Annotated in this window: 18 protein-coding genes; 16 read left to right on the forward strand and 2 right to left on the reverse strand. The window is 55.5% G+C overall.

The annotated features are described in order from the left end of the window. The first annotated feature begins 67 nt into the window (after positions 1-67). The 11 genes from ENH71_RS05705 to ENH71_RS05755 all read left to right on the forward strand — a co-directional run bounded on the left by ENH71_RS05705 (position 68) and on the right by ENH71_RS05755 (position 9,796). Positions 68-1,963 carry a SurA N-terminal domain-containing protein gene (locus ENH71_RS05705; RefSeq protein ID WP_294130070.1) on the forward strand — a complete coding sequence of 632 codons (1,896 nt, stop codon included), beginning with the start codon at positions 68-70 and terminating at the stop codon, positions 1,961-1,963. Positions 1,964-2,355: 392 nt separating this feature from the next. After that, positions 2,356-2,835, forward strand: coding sequence for a Na+/H+ antiporter subunit E (locus tag ENH71_RS05710; RefSeq protein WP_294130068.1), 480 nt, complete (start codon positions 2,356-2,358; stop codon positions 2,833-2,835). Then, complete coding sequence (locus ENH71_RS05715) at positions 2,832-3,143, forward strand: MrpF/PhaF family protein (RefSeq protein ID WP_317622333.1); 312 nt, start codon at positions 2,832-2,834, stop codon at positions 3,141-3,143. The genes ENH71_RS05710 and ENH71_RS05715 overlap by 4 nt, the downstream gene beginning before the upstream one ends. A 2-nt stretch (positions 3,144-3,145) precedes the next feature. Beyond that, a complete protein-coding gene (gene mnhG / locus ENH71_RS05720) occupies positions 3,146-3,487 on the forward strand; it encodes a monovalent cation/H(+) antiporter subunit G (protein ID WP_317622332.1) in 342 nt (113 codons plus the stop codon). Next, positions 3,484-4,044: a DUF4040 domain-containing protein gene (locus tag ENH71_RS05725; protein WP_294130067.1), complete on the forward strand. Its 561-nt coding sequence runs from the start codon at positions 3,484-3,486 to the stop codon at positions 4,042-4,044. Before mnhG ends, ENH71_RS05725 begins: the two co-directional genes overlap by 4 nt. Further along, positions 4,037-4,471, forward strand: a complete 435-nt coding sequence (locus tag ENH71_RS05730) for a Na(+)/H(+) antiporter subunit B (RefSeq protein ID WP_294130066.1) — start codon at positions 4,037-4,039, stop codon at positions 4,469-4,471. Before ENH71_RS05725 ends, ENH71_RS05730 begins: the two co-directional genes overlap by 8 nt. Continuing rightward, the gene (locus tag ENH71_RS05735) at positions 4,468-4,821 is read left to right on the forward strand and encodes a cation:proton antiporter subunit C (protein WP_294130065.1); all 354 of its coding nucleotides are present in this window, start codon (positions 4,468-4,470) and stop codon (positions 4,819-4,821) included. The genes ENH71_RS05730 and ENH71_RS05735 overlap by 4 nt, the downstream gene beginning before the upstream one ends. Next, complete coding sequence (locus tag ENH71_RS05740; RefSeq protein ID WP_294130064.1) at positions 4,821-6,299, forward strand: monovalent cation/H+ antiporter subunit D family protein; 1,479 nt, start codon at positions 4,821-4,823, stop codon at positions 6,297-6,299. The genes ENH71_RS05735 and ENH71_RS05740 overlap by 1 nt, the downstream gene beginning before the upstream one ends. Further along, positions 6,296-7,759: a proton-conducting transporter transmembrane domain-containing protein gene (locus ENH71_RS05745; protein ID WP_294130062.1), complete on the forward strand. Its 1,464-nt coding sequence runs from the start codon at positions 6,296-6,298 to the stop codon at positions 7,757-7,759. Before ENH71_RS05740 ends, ENH71_RS05745 begins: the two co-directional genes overlap by 4 nt. Next, positions 7,759-8,115, forward strand: coding sequence for a hypothetical protein (locus ENH71_RS05750; RefSeq protein WP_294130061.1), 357 nt, complete (start codon positions 7,759-7,761; stop codon positions 8,113-8,115). The genes ENH71_RS05745 and ENH71_RS05750 overlap by 1 nt, the downstream gene beginning before the upstream one ends. Then, positions 8,102-9,796 (forward strand): Na(+)/H(+) antiporter subunit D, encoded by a 1,695-nt coding sequence (locus tag ENH71_RS05755; protein WP_294130060.1) that lies wholly within the window; start codon positions 8,102-8,104, stop codon positions 9,794-9,796. The genes ENH71_RS05750 and ENH71_RS05755 overlap by 14 nt, the downstream gene beginning before the upstream one ends. Positions 9,797-9,840: 44 nt before the next feature. Here the strand turns inward: ENH71_RS05755 and ENH71_RS05760 are convergent, their stop codons facing one another. Beyond that, on the reverse strand, positions 9,841-11,514 hold the full coding sequence (locus ENH71_RS05760) for a lytic transglycosylase (RefSeq protein ID WP_294130059.1): 1,674 nt from the start codon (positions 11,512-11,514) through the stop codon (positions 9,841-9,843). Between the two features lie 137 nt (positions 11,515-11,651). Beyond that, positions 11,652-12,443, reverse strand: coding sequence for a hydroxyacylglutathione hydrolase (gene gloB, locus ENH71_RS05765; RefSeq protein WP_294130058.1), 792 nt, complete (start codon positions 12,441-12,443; stop codon positions 11,652-11,654). Between the two features lie 116 nt (positions 12,444-12,559). On the opposite strand from gloB, the gene ENH71_RS05770 reads away from it, so the two are divergent. From ENH71_RS05770 to sohB, 5 genes are read left to right on the forward strand one after another with little or no spacing between them, the layout of a single operon-like run. Beyond that, a complete protein-coding gene (locus tag ENH71_RS05770; protein ID WP_294130057.1) occupies positions 12,560-13,393 on the forward strand; it encodes a class I SAM-dependent methyltransferase in 834 nt (277 codons plus the stop codon). Between the two features lie 41 nt (positions 13,394-13,434). After that, on the forward strand, positions 13,435-13,863 hold the full coding sequence (gene rnhA, locus ENH71_RS05775; protein ID WP_294130056.1) for a ribonuclease HI: 429 nt from the start codon (positions 13,435-13,437) through the stop codon (positions 13,861-13,863). Between the two features lie 21 nt (positions 13,864-13,884). After that, positions 13,885-14,694, forward strand: a complete 810-nt coding sequence (dnaQ, locus tag ENH71_RS05780; RefSeq protein ID WP_294130055.1) for a DNA polymerase III subunit epsilon — start codon at positions 13,885-13,887, stop codon at positions 14,692-14,694. Beyond that, complete coding sequence (gene nudC / locus ENH71_RS05785) at positions 14,691-15,506, forward strand: NAD(+) diphosphatase (protein WP_294130054.1); 816 nt, start codon at positions 14,691-14,693, stop codon at positions 15,504-15,506. Before dnaQ ends, nudC begins: the two co-directional genes overlap by 4 nt. A gap of 14 nt (positions 15,507-15,520) precedes the next feature. Beyond that, positions 15,521-16,564: a protease SohB gene (sohB, locus tag ENH71_RS05790; RefSeq protein WP_294130052.1), complete on the forward strand. Its 1,044-nt coding sequence runs from the start codon at positions 15,521-15,523 to the stop codon at positions 16,562-16,564. Positions 16,565-16,611 lie beyond the last annotated feature (47 nt).

Raw genomic sequence — 16,611 nt, forward strand, 5'->3', positions numbered from 1 at the left:
GATTGTAGTTCAGAAACGGGTCTTGGTTTCAGAACAGATTTTCATTTCAGTATTTTCAGGATTTTGTATGCTGCAGACGATTAGAGACAACTCCCAGGGTGTCATCGCCAAAATCATCATCGGTTTTATCATCGGTGTGTTCGCATTGTTTGGGGCTGAATCGATTATTGGCGGCTTCCTGGGCGGTAATAACGTCGCCAGTGTCAACGGTGAAGAAATAACAGAGCCTGAACTGGCGCAAAGTCTGCAAAATGTAATGGCGCAGATGGGCGCCAACGTGCAGGATTTTGACGAACAATTGCTGCGCGAGATTGCACTCGGTCAACTGATCGAGGATCGCTTGTTGATGCAGGCGGCTGAATCGTCGGGCATGACGATCTCTGATAATTCACTGGACCGCCAGATTGTCCGCACGCCTCAGTTTCAGGTAGGCGGGGTTTTTGATCCCGATTTGGCCCGCCGAACCATGGGTGCGCAGGGTTTTACCGCCCAGACCTACCGTGCCTCGCTGTCTCAGCAGATGATGATGAGCCAGTTGGCCAATGCCTACGCCAGTAGTGGTTTCGTGACCGATGAGGCCATCGAACGCCTGGCGGCGCTGGAGCTGCAGACGCGCGATTTCCGCTACCTGTCGATCCCATTGGGGAATCGCACTCTGGGCGAAGCGATTCCGGCTGACGATATCCGCGCTTATTACGACAATAACCCGGCTGAATTTACGGCACCTGAGCAGGTGTCAGTCAACTACGTGGTCCTGGAAAAGGATCGCATATTTGATGAGGTAGAGGTAGACGAGGCGCGTGTGCGCGCGCAGTACGAAGAGGAGCGTGATGCAGCGGTGGCCAATATTGAACGTCGGGCGTCGCACATTCTCTGGGAGCTTGGTGGCGACGCCTCGCAGGAGGAGCTGCTGGCGATAGCGGCGGGGGTGAAGGAGCGCCTGGATGCCGGTGAAGACTTTGGCGAGCTGGCACGTGAGTTCTCCGATGACGTGGTGTCTGCCGAAGATGACGGCGACATCGGTTATACTGACGGCAGTGTATTTCCGGCGGCGCTGGAACAGGCGTTGGTGACGCTGGAAGTTGATCAGGTGTCAGACCCTGTGGTGTCTGAATTCGGTGTACACCTGGTCAAACTGACCGAGTACGATGCACAGGAATACCCTGAGTTTGATGAGGTCGCAGAGCGTATCGAGCGAGATCTTAATTCGGCGGAAGTCGATCAGCTTTATTTCAGCCGACTGGAAAATCTGGCCAATCTTGCTTTTGAAACGTTTGATCTACAGGCGATCAACGAAGAGCTGGGCCTGGAGATTCAACAAAGCGAGTATTTTGGCCGTAGTGGTGGCAGCAGTGCGATCACCTCCGAAGAGCGCGTGATTGAAGCGGCATTTTCCGACGACGTTCTGGTCGAGGAGCTCAACAGCGAGTTGATTGAATTGAGTGACACCCGGGCTGTGGTTCTGCACTTGCAGGAATATCGCCCCGAAGCATTGATTCCCTTCGAGGATGTGCGCGCCGAGATTGCCGTCACCCTGCGTGGGCAGCGGGAGCGGGAAATGGCACGTGAGCTTGGCGAGAATCTGATGGCCGCTCTGGACTCCGGAGAAGATATCAGCGGGCAGATAGCGTCGGAATCGTTGAGCTGGATTGAACGCGAAGATGTGCGTCGCAACCAGGCTGATGTCAATATCGAAATTGTACGCAATGTTTTCCAGATGCCATCGCCGGAAGCATCGGATCCGGTGCGCCGCGGCTTCAGCCTGAATAATGGTGCCTACGTGCTTGTCGAGCTGCAGGCGGTGGAAGACGGCAATGCCGCAAATATGCCAGAGCAGCAGCGCCAGCAACTGACTGCGGCGCTGATAGAGAACCAGGGGCGCATGAGTTTTGATGCGCTGCTGAGAAACCTGCAGACAGACGCAGATATCACCGGGCTGGAGCTTGATCCGGGGGTTCTGTAAGGGCTGGTGGAAGTATCATCCGGGCTTGAGACAGACCGGAGAAAAAGCCGGGGGTAACACCTGTTGCCTTCGGCTTTTTTACGCCCGGGAAAGACGTGGCAGTGTTCAGGTCAACCGGTTTCGAGCTTTTTTCGGCAGACGAGGGTACGGATTTTCTTGCCAATATTGCCCCGTTTTGCTAGTTTTCACCTTCGCTATTTCTGGCTGTCGCACAAGAATTGTTGAGTTTTGACAGCATGCTGACATATTTGTCACAAACGTGCTCTGCCGTCACAAGTTGATGTAATTTGACACGAATACCGGCGTTAACGCCCCGGATTCTTCCGGAATAACAATGAGTCTGGGCTGACAGGATGCAAGAGTCTGTCGTCAGCATTGAGGCAATACAAAAAATGAAACACATGACAGGTCTGTTGTTTTTTCTCGCCCTTCTGTGGTGGGTACTGTCGGGTTACACCAAACCACTTTTGATTTCCCTGGGTATCGTCTCGGTTCTGTTTGTGGCCTTCGTTGCACATCGTATGGATGTGGTTGACGAGGAAAGCCACCCGCTGCATCTGAGCATGAAGCTGGTCAGGTACTGGCTGTACCTGTTATGGGAGATTGGCGTCTCCAATGTGAAGATGGTTGTCACCATCCTCAGTCGCAACCCTGATATCGACCCCCGTATTATTAATGTCCGGATTAACCAGCGCAGTGAGCTGGGGAAAGTCGTGCTGGGTAACTCAGTGACCTTGACACCTGGTACCGTAACGTTGCAGGTGGAGGGCGACATGATCGAAGTTCACGCCCTGAACGAGGAAAGCGCGGAAGGTGTGGAACAAGGCACCCTTGACGAACGCGTGCCTGCCAGCATCGAGGAAAAATCATGATTCTGACGTCGGCCGCTCTGGCCATTCTGGTGACCATGACGCTCGCCATCACACGTGCGTTGTTGGGCCCGACAATCTATGACCGCATTTTGGCCGTCAATATGTTTGGCACCAAGACAGTTTTGTTGATCGCGGTTATTGCGGCGATCGCCGGGCGCGGTGACTATCTTGATATAGCGCTGGTTTACGCCATGATCAATTTCATTGCCATCATCGCGGTGATGAAGTATTTCGAGTATGGCAGTCTGGGGCATGCCGGAGACGATGCAGCTCCCGACCACACTGGCGAAAACCAGGAGGGCAAATAATCGTGGATATTGTGCAAGTGCTGTCCGCTATTCTGCTGGGTCTGGGTGCCGTGCTTGGCGTTGTTGGTGCCATCGGTATATTACGATTTCCGGATTTCTATACACGTATGCACGCCGCGGGTATAACCGATACCCTGTGCACCGGTTTCTTTGTCGGTGGGTTGATGCTGCAGTTCGGTCTGACGCTGGCCAGTGTCAAGCTGCTGCTGATCTTCATGTTCATGCTGTTTACCTGTCCGACAGCGACTCACGCCCTGGCCAAAGCGGCACGGCACGGTGGCCTGAAACCCTGGGTCAAAACTGATGCCGGCGCTGGTCTGGGCAACGAAGGACGTGCGTCATGATTTTCGAACAACTCATTGATATATTCCTGCTGGCGTTTCTGGCTGTCATCTCGATCGCCATCGTGCGTATTCGCAATGTGCTGACCGCCGTCATGCTGTTTGGTATTTACAGCCTGGTATCGGCATCACTTTTCATGCTGCTGGATGCGGCTGACGTCGCTTTCACTGAAGCGGCAGTGGGTGCCGGTATCTCCACGATTCTGATGCTGGCAACGCTGAGTCTTGTCGGGCGCGATAACGAAAAGCCGCTGGTGAAAAAGAAGATCAGTTTCCTGCCGCTGATCATTGTGCTGGTCACCGGTGCCACACTGGTATACGGCATTGTTGATCTGCCACCGTTTGGTGCTGCCGATAACCCGGCTCAGACGCACGTCGCACCGCGCTACATTTTCCAGTCCATGTCTGAAATTGATGTCCCTAACCTGGTGACAGCGGTGCTGGCCAGCTACCGGGGTTTCGATACGCTGGGTGAGGTGGTGGTGATCTTTACCGCGGGTATCGGGGTGCTGCTGTTGATCGGCGGACGTCGTCGTGAGGAGGAAAACACAGATGAATGATCATATGATCCTGCGTGTTGTCGGTAAGTTTCTGATCCCCTACATCATGTTGTTTGCCCTTTATGTTCAGTTCCACGGCGATTTTGGTCCCGGTGGCGGTTTCCAGGCCGGTGTTATATTTGCCTCCGCGTTTGTCATCCACACGCTTTTGTTTGGTGTGCGTGCAACACAAAAAATCGCGCCAGAATGGATACTTCGCATCGTCGCCTCGGGCGGTGTGCTGTTGTACGCCGGTGTTGGTGTTGCCTCGTTGCTGCTGGGTGCGAATTACCTTGACTACAATGTACTGGGAGCTTACCCGGTGGCGGGTCAGCATCTGGGCATCATACTGGTGGAGTTTGGTGTGGGCCTGACAGTAACCGCTGTCATCATGCTGATGTTCTTTGCCTTTGCTGCCCGCGGTGAGCCCGAAGGAGACGCGTCATGAGCGGACTGGGAATCTGGAATTATCTGATCATCATATTTCTGATGATGACCGGACTGTATATGGTCATCTCCAGCAGTAACCTGGTGAAAAAACTGATCGGTCTTAACGTGTTTCAGACCTCGGTGTTTTTCATGTATATCAGTTTCGGTTATATCAGCGGCGGTGCCGGGCCCGTGTTTAATGAAAATGTGGAGCTGTATTCAAACCCGTTGACCCACGTGCTGATCCTGACCGCGATTGTGGTTGGGGTGGCGACTACCGCAGTAGGACTGGCACTGTCTATCCGTATTAAAGAGTCGTTCGGCACCATTGAAGAAGACGACCTGCACAAAATGGACTCCTCACTCTAATGTTAATGCATCTTCCTGTACTCGTAGTGCTTGCGCCGCTGCTGGCGGCGCCGATTGTCGCTCTTATGCGAGGTGCCACGTGGCCCTGGCTGCTGTCGACGCTGGTATCCTGGTTTGCCCTGCTTTGTGCCGTACTTCTGCTAATACAGGTACAGGCCGAAGGCGTGATCATTTACACCATGGGTGGCTGGGAAGCACCCTGGGGTATTGAATACCGGATAGATTTTGCCAATGCGCTGTTGCTGGTGCTGATCACCGGCCTGGCCAGCGTGGTTATGCCGTATGCACGATTGAGCGTAGAGCAGGAAGTCGGCGCTGAACGCAGCCCGATGTTCTATGCCGCCTTGTTGCTGCTGAGCCTGGGGTTGTGTGGCATGACCGCCACCGGCGATGCCTTCAATGTGTTTGTGTTCCTGGAAATATCCTCTCTGGCGACCTATACACTGATCGCCATGGGTCGTGACCGGCGCGCGCTGACAGCGTCGTTTTCCTACCTCGTCATGGGGACTATTGGTGGCACCTTCTACCTGATCGGCATTGGCCTGCTGTATGTGATGACCGGCACTCTGAACATGGCCGATCTGGCCGAGCGCCTGCCTGCGATCAGCGACAGCAGCACAGTAAGAACCGGCTTCGCCTTTATCGTCACCGGTATCTGCCTGAAACTGGCGCTGTTCCCACTGCACCTGTGGTTGCCCAACGCATATACCTATTCGCCATCGGCGGTGACGGCACTGCTGGGTGCGACTGCTACCAAGGTGGCGGTGTATATCCTGATCCGGTTTGTGTTTACCATTTTTGGTCCTGAATACAGTTTTGGTGCCGAGCCGCTGGCAGAAGTACTGATTCCTCTGGCGGTGATCGGGCTGCTGAGCGCCTCCACTGTCAGCATCGGTCAACCCAATATCAAACGTATGCTGGCGTATTCCAGTGTCGCCCAGATCGGCTACATCGTGCTCGGCATCGCCATGGGTACCGCGATGGGACTAACCGCAGCGTTGCTGCACGTATTCAATCACGGTCTGATGAAGGGTGCCTTGTTCATGACCCTGGGTGCTGTCATGTATCGCATGGGAGGCACCAATCTGTCCGATATGCAGGGCCTGGCCAAAACCATGCCGTTGACGTTCTGGGCCTTTGTTATTGGTGGTCTCAGCCTTATTGGTGTCCCTCTGACAGTAGGTTTTGTCAGCAAGTGGCATTTGATACTGGCAGCCATAGAGCTCGGCTGGTGGCCGGTTGTGATCGTGATCCTGGCAGGTTCAATGCTGGCAGTGGTGTATGTCGGCCGCGTGGTGGAAGCAGGTTTCTTTGGCGAAGCCAGGGATCCGACCCGGCGCGAGGCACCAGCCAGTTTGCTGATTCCGGTGTGGATCCTCATTTTTGCCAATATCTATTTCGGCATTGATACCCGTTTGACTGTTGATATCGCCGAAGCGGCTGCTGCGCAGTTGATGGCAGGAGGTGTTGTCCGGTGACTGCTAATACTGCACTGATACTGACGCTGCTGACCCCATTATTGGGGGCAGTACTGATCGGCTTGACCGGCCGTTGGCCCAACCTGCGCGAGACCATCACCATGGTGACCGCGTTGAGCCTGTTTGCCCTGGTTATCCGGGTCCTGATCGGTCTGAATGCCGGTGAAGACATCGGAGTTGAGCTGTTCGAGGTGATGTCCGGCGTGGGTATCGCGTTCAACACCGAACCTTTGTCGATTCTTTTTGCCATGATCGCCAGTGGCTTGTGGGTAGTGACGTCGGTCTATGCCTTCGGCTACATGCGTGGCACCAATGAAATAAATCAGACACGGTTTTATGTGTGTTTTGCCCTCGCGCTGTTTGGCGCCATGGGTGTGGCGTTTTCCGCAAACCTGCTGACACTGTTTATTTTCTACGAAGTGCTGACCATTTCCACCTATCCGCTGGTGACTCACAAAGGTGATGCCAAAGCGAAGGCGGGTGGACGTACCTATCTCGGCATTCTGATGACCACGTCAATCGTGTTCCTGCTGCCAGCCATTATCTGGGTCTATGCGGTAGCCGGTACGCTCGATTTTGTCCCGGGTGGCATTCTTGAGGGCAACCTGGCAGCCGGTTCGGCGACGATACTGTTGCTGCTGTTCCTGTTTGGTGTTGCCAAGGCTGCGGTCATGCCGGTACACAAGTGGCTGCCAGCGGCGATGGTGGCGCCGACACCGGTGTCAGCGCTGCTGCACGCGGTTGCGGTGGTCAAGGCGGGCGTCTTCACGCTGACCAAGGTGGTTATTTACATCTTTGGTACCGACTATCTGGCCAGCGTACCGTACGAGAGCATCGCGGTGTATATGGCCGGTTTCACCGTGATCGCAGCATCCTGCATCGCCTTGCGGCAGACCAATATCAAGCGTTTGTTGGCGTATTCCACCATCGGTCAGCTCAGCTACATTGTGATGGCGACCATGGCACTGGCACCGTTCTCTGAAATCGGTGCCGCCATTCATATCGCTGCCCATGCATTTGGCAAAATCACCCTGTTCTTTACCGCCGGTGCCATTTATGTGGCCTCCAAGAAAACTGAAGTCACCCAGCTCAACGGCATCGGGTGGCGCATGCCCTATACCATGGCTGCGTTTGCTATCGGTGCCTTGTCCATGATCGGGGTGCCGCCAACCGCCGGTTTCGTTTCCAAGTGGTTTATCATCGCCGGTGCTTTCCAGCTCGACAATTATTTTGTGCTGGTGGTGCTGATTCTGTCGACCGCGCTGAACGCGGCCTATTTCCTGCCCATTATTTTCAACGCCTTCTTTAAACCGGAAGATGTGAAACTCAAAGATCACGGCGAAGCGCCGCCCAGCATGGTGATTGCCCTGTGCGTGACCGCTTCGCTGACGCTGTTGTTCTTCTTCTTTAACGGTCCGGTACTGGATCTTGAAACCCAGCTTGTAGGAGGTATGCCGTAATGAGCGAGCAACCTGACGACACAAAGCTTGCCGACGATCCTCTATATGCCGGGTTGAAGCCGGTCATCTATGGCGAGAATTGTCCCAGAGTGGAAGTGCCGGATCTGAAAGACGGGCAGCCCCACTGGCTGGTGCGTGCAAAAACCATTCGTCTGCTGTGGTGGCTGTTTTCCGGCATCCTGGCATTGACGGTCCTGGCTCAGCTGTTTATCGATGTGCACGACTATTTCACAGTCGATGGCTGGTTTGCCTTTTACGCCATTTTTGGATTTGTTAGCTGCCTGGGCATGGTGATATTCGCCAAGGTGCTGGGTTTGTTTCTGAAGCGTCCGGATACGTATTATGACGATCTCTGAATTAATGTTCCCACCCGCGTTCATCATGATTCTGGGCGCGATGCTGCTGCCGGTGGTGCGCGCCAGTTTCCGCCCGGTTCTGTTGGTACTGGTGCCGTTACTGACATTATTGATGATCTGGAATCTGGACGATGGCGTGCTGTTAACGGCGCGCTTCCTGGGATACGAAGTCGAATTGGTTGAAGCCAGCAATGTGCGTCGGCTATTTGCCACCATCTTTGCCCTGATGGCAATGATCGGCGGTTTTTTCGCATTTCAGCATGCCCGCGTGGTGGAGATGTCGGCATCGATGGCATACGCTGCCGGCGCCGTCGGGGTATCGTTTGCCGGTGACCTGATTACGCTGTTCCTGTTCTGGGAATTCATGGCCCTGTTCTCCACGGTTGTGGTCTGGTGTGGTGGTACCGAGGAAGCCCGCCGGGCCGGTATTCGTTACGGCATCATGCACCTGATCGGCGGCATTGTGCTGAAAATCGGCATTGAGGGTGTCGCCGTGCAGACCGGCTCGATCGAGGTGCAGGCGCTGATGCTGGACAGCTTTGCCACCTGGATGATTCTGATTGGTGTGCTGATCAACGCAGCGGCGCCCCCGGTCAGTGCCTGGCTATCTGATGCCTATCCCGAAGCCAGCCCGACCGGGTCGGTGATTCTGTCGGCATTTACTACCAAAACCGCGGTGCTGGCCTTGCTGTTGTTGTTCCCCGGCCAGCAGGTGCTGATCTGGGTCGGTCTGTACATGATTTTTTACGGCATCATTTACGCCCTGATGGAGAACGATATGCGCCGCATTCTGGCGTACTCGATCGTCAATCAGGTGGGGTTCATGGTGGTGGGCGTGGGGATCGGTACCGAGCTGGCACTGAACGGGGTGGCGGCACACGCTTTCTCGCACATCATCTACAAGGCATTGCTGCTGATGAGTGCAGGCGCGGTCATTGTGCAGACCGGCAAGCGCAAGTGTACGGATCTGGGTGGTTTGTATCGAACCATGCCGGTGACCGCGATTTGCGGCACCATCGGGGCACTGGCCATTTCCTCGTTTCCTTATACCTCTGGGTTTATCTCCAAATCCATGATCAGCCAGAGTGCTGCCTACGGTGAGCTGGCCTTTGTCTGGTATGGTCTGGTGGCGGCTTCAGCGGGTGTTTTCCTGCATGCCGGGATCAAGTTCCCGTGGTTCGTGTTCTTCCAGAAAGATTCCGGGTTGCGGCCCAAAGACCCGTCCTGGAACATGCAGGCGGCGATGATCATATTTGCCGTGGCCTGTGTGCTGCTGGGTGTGTTCCCGTCACTGCTGTATCAGTTCCTGCCCTATGAAGTGACCTACGTGCCCTATACGGCAGACCATCTGGTGACTCAGTTGCAATTGCTGCTGTTCGCGGGTCTGGCATTCTTTGTCACGTTGCCGCTGATGAAACGCACATTGACCATCAGCCTGGATATCGACTTTTTCTATCGCAAGTTGGGACCGAAACTCTGGAAGAGTTTTGTCCATTGGCTGGTGGTACTCAACGGCCTATTCCAGACCCTGGTGATTGATCAGGGCAAGCGTCTGCCGCAGCTCTGGATTCGCTATCACGGCCCTGACGGTCCATTGGCAAGAACCTGGCCTACCGGCAGTATGCTGCTTTGGGTGGCGGTGATGCTGGTGGTGATTCTGATTGGTGCCCGGTTGTTATAACCGGGCACCGCCAGCAATCAGTTGTTCACTGAGCGCGCCTGTGCTCACTCAAGGTACAACACAAGTTCCTGCCCGGGATGGATGACGCTGCTGCGACCGATCCGGTTCCAGCGGGTGATTTCGTCGATACTGACGCCGTGCTCGCGCGCGATTCTTGCCAGTGAGTCACCGGATCGGACTTCATATTGCAAAGGTGTCGGACCGCCACTGATATTGCTGACATCGGCCGCTGCAATGGTGTCGGGTTCCAGTCGCAGGCGTTGTCCCGGTCGCAACACTGAATTGATCTCAATATCGTTCCAGCTTGCCAGCTCCTCAACGCTCATGCGGTAGCGATTGGCTATACGCCAGAGGCTGTCGCCGCTGCGCACCGTGTATTGTCCGGCAGGTACCGGTTGCGTGTTGGTCGCAGCCAGCACCACCGAGGGTGGGGACAGAGTCTCACCAGCGCGATAGGCACGCGGAATCAACAGGGAGTCCCCCGCGACGATACGACTGCCGACGAGGTTGTTGGTTTGTTGCAGGACACCGACCTGGCTGCCAAAACGGCTGGCAATGCCGCTGAGGGTGTCGCCGGGCTGGATCACATAGCGGTCCCAGGTGATACGACTGTCACCCAGTGCGGACAGATTGTTTTCGAAAACCGGCAAGCTGTCCACCGGCAACGAGATTGTATGCGGACCCTCGGGGTGTGTTGCCCATTGCAGATAACCCGGATTCAACTGGTAAACGAGCTCGGATTCAAGCTCGGCCAGTGTTGCGACCAGACTCAGATCAATCTGCTCACCAACATCATAGGATGCCAGGTAGGGCTGATCTGGCACCGGACTGACAGTCAGTTCAAACTGATCAGGGTCTGCCATGACGTGCGCCAGCCCCAGCAGTCGCGGTACATGGCGCAGAGTTTCCCGGGGCAGTGGCAAGGACCAGAAGTCAGTTGGCTGGCCGCGCTGCTGGTTGCGTCGTATCGCGCGCTGCACATTGCCCTGGCCGGCATTGTAAGCCGCCAGCGCCAGCAGCCAGTCTTCATCAAATTGTGAATACAGGGCCTCCAGATAGTCCAGCGCCGCGGAGGTAGACGCGACGGGGTCATGTCTGCCGTCGTACCACCAGTCCCGCTTCAGGCCCATACTGGTCGCTGTGGGGGCCATGAACTGCCAAAGACCTGCCGCGTCCTGACTGGAGCGCGCCATCGGATTGAATGCACTTTCGATAACCGGCAACAGTGCCAGCTCCAGAGGCAGGTGGCGGCGCTCAACTTCCTGTACGATATCGTAGATGAATGGCGTTGCCCGTTCGGTCACTTCGGCAACATATCGCGGATTGCTGCGGAACCATTCGATTTCTTCCGCTATCTGCTCGTTGTGATAGTCCTGTGCAAATTGCAGGCCGTTGCTGACACGGTACCAGACGGTGTCGGCGTGGCTGGGCAGGGAGTCGTTCGCGATATCAACTGTGCCGGCATTAACCACAAGTTGCTGTCGGTTGTTGCGATTATTGCGTGCGCTGTTGCCTGTGTAACCCCGCTGGCTGCCGGAAACCGAACTGTCACCATCTTCTGTTGTTAACGCCGGCAGGTTGCTGCAGGCCTGTAGCAGAAAGCCGGAAGCGATCAACGCGGTTAATGGTCTGAGGTGGAATCTGAATCTGGTGTGCCTGAAAGCACGCGCCGCGTCAGGGGGGCGTGACGCCAAGGTGGATCTCGAACCTGCTTTCATGTTTTTGAGTCTTCCATAAACAAGCATCTCGCTAACAAATATACCATGGGTAAACAAAACACCCGCACAACATCACCTGAGTCGGGCTGCGGGACGCATCTGCCATCAGCAGTGCCGTTATCTGTCACGGGCCGTTGTCAGGCCTGATCTTTAAGACGACGCAGAGCGGTAAAGAGTTCCACCCCGGTGTCGATTTTCTGTGATATGCGCTGCTGTACTGCTGCCTGTAAACCCTGACTGTGACAACGCAAAAAGGGATTGGTTCGCTGTTCCAGTAAAATGCTTGAGGGCAATGTCGGGCGTTGCTGGTCGCGTTTGTCGCGCTCAGTGACCTGGCGTTGGGCAAGGTCACTGTTCTCCGGATCAGCACCGGCAGCAAACGCCAGGTTGGCCAGCGTGTACTCGTGGGCACAGAATACCTGAGTCTCCGCGGGCAGTGCTGCCAGCCGTTGCAGGGAATTGTACATCATGGTCGGGTTGCCCTCAAAAATTCGGCCACAGCCACCGGCGAACAGCGTGTCGCCACAAAACAGCAAGGGGACACTGTCAGCGTCATCCGGGAGGCCGGGATGAAAATACACGATATGGTCCAGCGTGTGTCCGGGCGTCTCCATGATGTCAAAGGCATGCCCCAGCACCGTAACCTGATCGCCTTCCTGTAACGTATGATCGATCTGTTTGATATGGCCGCCCGCAGGCCCGTAAACAGGTACCTGCGCGCTGGCCAGCAGGCCGTCAATACCACCGGTGTGATCAGCGTGGTGGTGCGTAATCAGTATGCCGGCCAGAGTAAGCTGGTTTGACGTCAGCCACGCAGTGACGGGACTGGCGTCGCCGGGATCAACCACATAGACCTGACCGTCAGCGTTGTGCAAGGCCCAAATGTAGTTGTCAGTGAATGCGGGGATGGGGGTTATGGTTAATGCCATTGGCTAACTCCGGAGATTTCACGGTGTACAATCTGCTATCTGCAGCGCAATGATAGCAGATCCTGTTTGTTGCGTTTGCTTGCCAGGTGCTAGAATCCGGCCAGGGGTGAATGATTATGGTTAAGCTGCTTGCTCGACGTCGGACCATACCGGATCCGGTGGCGCTGGCACCGATGCTTGATGACTGGATGCACAGTCCATTGGGCAATGCGCTGATTGAGGCGGAAAAGGCACAATTGGCGCCGGTGATCAGTCGGGTCTTTGGTTATCACATGCTGCAACTGTCGTGTTCACCCGGCATATCAATGCTGGATGAGTGCCCGGTGGGTCACAAAATCTGTTTTGCACCCGCCTGGGATCCGCAACGGCAGGCACCGGTAGCCGACAATGAGGCTTTACCGCTGGGTACGGACAGTATCGATGCCGTCCTGCTGCACCATGCCCTGGATTTCACCCCGGATAGCCATCGTCTGCTGCGCGAGGCAACCCGCGTGCTGATGCCCGGCGGTCGGTTGCTCATTCTGGGTTTCAACCCGGTGAGCCTGTGGGGGATCAGCGGACTCATGCGCTGGCACCGGCAGACACCCTGGAACGCACGATTCATTTCCCGGCGGCGGCTGACCGACTGGTTGCGGTTGCTGGATTTTCATGTCGAGAAGGTGTCTTACGGCGGTTTCATGCCGCCGCTCGGGCATCCCCGAATGCTGTCTCAGGCCGCCAGATTTGAACACTGGTTTGATCGCCTGGGTAATCCGACCGGCGCCTTTTATTTGATTGTGGCCAGCAAGCAGCGCATGCCCGTGACGCCGGTCGCGCCGCGCTGGCCCAAACTGCGGGCGCCTGCCCTGGGTGCACCGTTGGCCGAAACCGGTCGTGTGGCCTCCGGAAGAGGGACTGTGATACCGATGCCGCCACGCAAGAATTTGCGTCAGGACGACGCCGGCAACTGAGTGTTGTTGAATTAAAGTAAAGGATTTGAAGTTTGCAGGATATGGTTGAAATATATACAGATGGGGCTTGCAAAGGTAATCCGGGCAAAGGCGGTTGGGGCGTTGTCCTCAGCTTCAGGGGCGTGGAAAAAACGCTGCATGGCGGCGAGGCCATGACCACCAACAATCGTATGGAACTGACGGCCGTTATCCGCGCGCTGGAGGCGCTGAAAAAGCCGGGCTGCAAAGTGGTCCTGCACAGCGATTCCAAATACGTGTTGAACGGGATTGAACAGTGGTTGCCTGGCTGGAAGCAGCGTGGCTGGAAAACGGCTGCCAAAAAGCCGGTACTGAATCAGGACTTGTGGCAGCAGCTGGACGCCCTGAGTCAGCTTCATGACATTGACTGGCGCTGGGTTAAAGGACACAGCGGTGATGTCGGCAACGAACGTGCCGATGAACTGGCCAACCTGGGCATAGCCGGGCTCTAGCGATATCCTGAATGGAGAGATATGCGTCAAATAGTACTGGATACTGAAACCACCGGCCTTGACCCGGTTAACCACCGAATCATCGAGATCGGCTGTGTTGAACTTGAGCGCCGGCGCCTGACTGGCCGCCACTATCATCAGTACACCAACCCCATGCGGGAGGTTGATGAGGCGGCACAGGAAGTCCACGGCATCAGCAATGAATTTCTGAATGACAAACCCGAGTTTTCCGCGGTTGTGGATGAATTCCTGACTTTTGTTAAAGGGGCGGAGCTGTTGATACATAACGCCCCGTTTGATATCGGGTTCCTGAATGCGGAGCTGGCCCGCCTGGGCGATGCCTACGGCCGCATGGAGGACCACTGCACGATAACCGATACCCTGGGGATGGCCCGGCGCAAACACCCCGGTCAGCGCAACAGCCTGGATGCGCTGTGCAAGCGTTATGGTGTCGACAACTCGCAGCGTGACTTGCACGGCGCGTTGCTGGACGCCGAAATTCTGGCCGACGTGTATTTAATGCTCAGTGGCGGACAAACCGATTTGTCACTGGCTGCTGACGAGTCAGCCGAGCGTTCCGGGCAGGATCATCATCAGGGGCTCAGTCGTGACGGTCTGGTGCTGACGGTGATTCAGCCCAGTGCCGAGGAACTGGGCGCCCATGAGTCGTTTCTGGCACAGATCAACAAGGTCAGTGGAGAGCGTTGCCTCTGGCTGCAGGGTGATCAGATGGTACCCACGCCTGACAGTGTTGCCGTCAGCGCTGTGCTGCCCGCAGATGACTTTGATGACGATGACGAAGAAGATGAAATCACCGGGGAAATCATTTGACCGTTGACGTTCACCAACGCAATGCCGGGCATGATCTGATACTGTTCTTTGAGGACCGGCTGTTACTGAACGGAGACAGCCCGATGTGGTCTTCGCACCAGTTCGATGATCTGGAAACGTTTACGCATGCGCGTGTTCATGTGGCGCCACTGGCCGTGCAACACCCCCCCTGTGATGCTGTGCAGCTGTCCCGCGTACCACCGGCACTGGCGCATATCGAACCCATGCCGGTGCGTCAGTTTCTCCTGCATCAGGGTTTTGATGCTTTTATCCTGGCCGGGCGCGCCAGCCAATTGCTGAACTGGTTTCGCAGCCATCGTTTCTGCGGCAGTTGTGGTGCCGAGAATGTATTGCGCAAACAACAGCAATTGCTGGCATGTCAGCATTGTGAAGTGGATTATTATCCCCGTATCAACCCCTGCATTATTGTACTGGTGACGCGGGGCGACAGGATTCTGCTGGCCCGAAGTGTCAGACGTGGCGCGACTTTTTTCAGTTGCCTGGCAGGGTTTATCGAACCCGGCGAGAGCGCCGAGGAGGCGGTTGCGCGCGAAGTGTATGAAGAGGTGGGTCTTGAAATTGACAATATCCGCTACGTCAAAAGTCAGCCGTGGCCATTTCCGTCACAGTTGATGCTGGGATTTTATGCTGACTATGTCGGTGGTGAGATCGTACCTGAAGCGGCCGAAATCGCCGAGGCGCACTGGTATGATGTCAATAACTTGCCTGAAACACCGGCGCCGACCATCAGCGTGGCAGGGCAGTTGATACAGGAATATTGTGATGCCGTGAGGGCATCGGACGATCAGTAAACAGGAGTTGAACTTTGGAATACGTTATCGACTATGTGATTTTTCTGGCAAAGACTGCGACTATTGTGATCGCCGTGTTTGCCATTCTGAGTATGATGATCACTGCCGGACAGCGCAATCGCCGGCAGTTGCAGCGCGGATATTTGAGCGTGACACATGTCAACAAGGAGATCGAATCGCTGCAGGAAGGCTTGCGGCGCTCAATACTGGACAAATTTTCGCTGAAACGTTTTGCCAAAGCGGAAAAAAAACGTCTCAAGGATGAAGAGAAAAAACTGAAAACCGATAGTGGCGAGACCCGTCGGCGACGGGTGTACGTGCTGGACTTTAATGGTGACATGGAGGCGTCGGGGCTGGAGTCGCTGCGACAGGAAATCACGGCTGTGTTAACCATGGCGGAACCCCAGGATGAAGTCATGCTGCGCCTGGAAAGCCCGGGGGGTATGGTTCATGCCTACGGTCTGGCGTCGTCGCAGTTACTGCGCTTCAAACAGCAGGGAATTCCGTTGACCATCAGTGTGGACAAGGTGGCGGCCAGTGGCGGTTACATGATGGCCTGTGTCGCGGATCGTATTGTTGCGGCGCCCTTCGCCATCCTCGGTTCCATCGGTGTCCTGGTACAGTTGCCCAATATCCATCGACTGTTGAAAAAGAACGATGTCGACTTTGAGATGATCACCGCCGGCGAATACAAACGCACGCTGACGCCATTCAGTGAAATTACGGAGAAAGGGCGGGACAAGGTCAAGCAGGAAGTCGAAGAGATGCATGTGCTGTTCAAGCAGTGGGTCAAAGAGTATCGGCCGGTGGTCGACATAGACATCATTGCCACCGGTGAAACCTGGACCGGCACGCAGGCACAGGAGCGTAAAATGGTGGATTCGATCAGCACCAGTGATGATTATGTTGTCACTGCCTGCAAGGAATCGGACGTCTATGAAGTAAGCTATGAAATTCGTGTGCCGCTGGGAGAGAAGCTGGGCGGAGTTCTGCAAAAAGCCATGGACAAGACATTGTTGAACTGGTGGCAGCGATTGCGCGAGCAGCGCCAATTCTGAGACCGTACATGCGCATCGACAGGGCCCTCCATGTATGGTGAACGGGT

It is taken from the genome of Pseudohongiella sp. (assembly GCF_011050365.1).
GTDB lineage: Bacteria > Pseudomonadota > Gammaproteobacteria > Pseudomonadales > Pseudohongiellaceae > Pseudohongiella.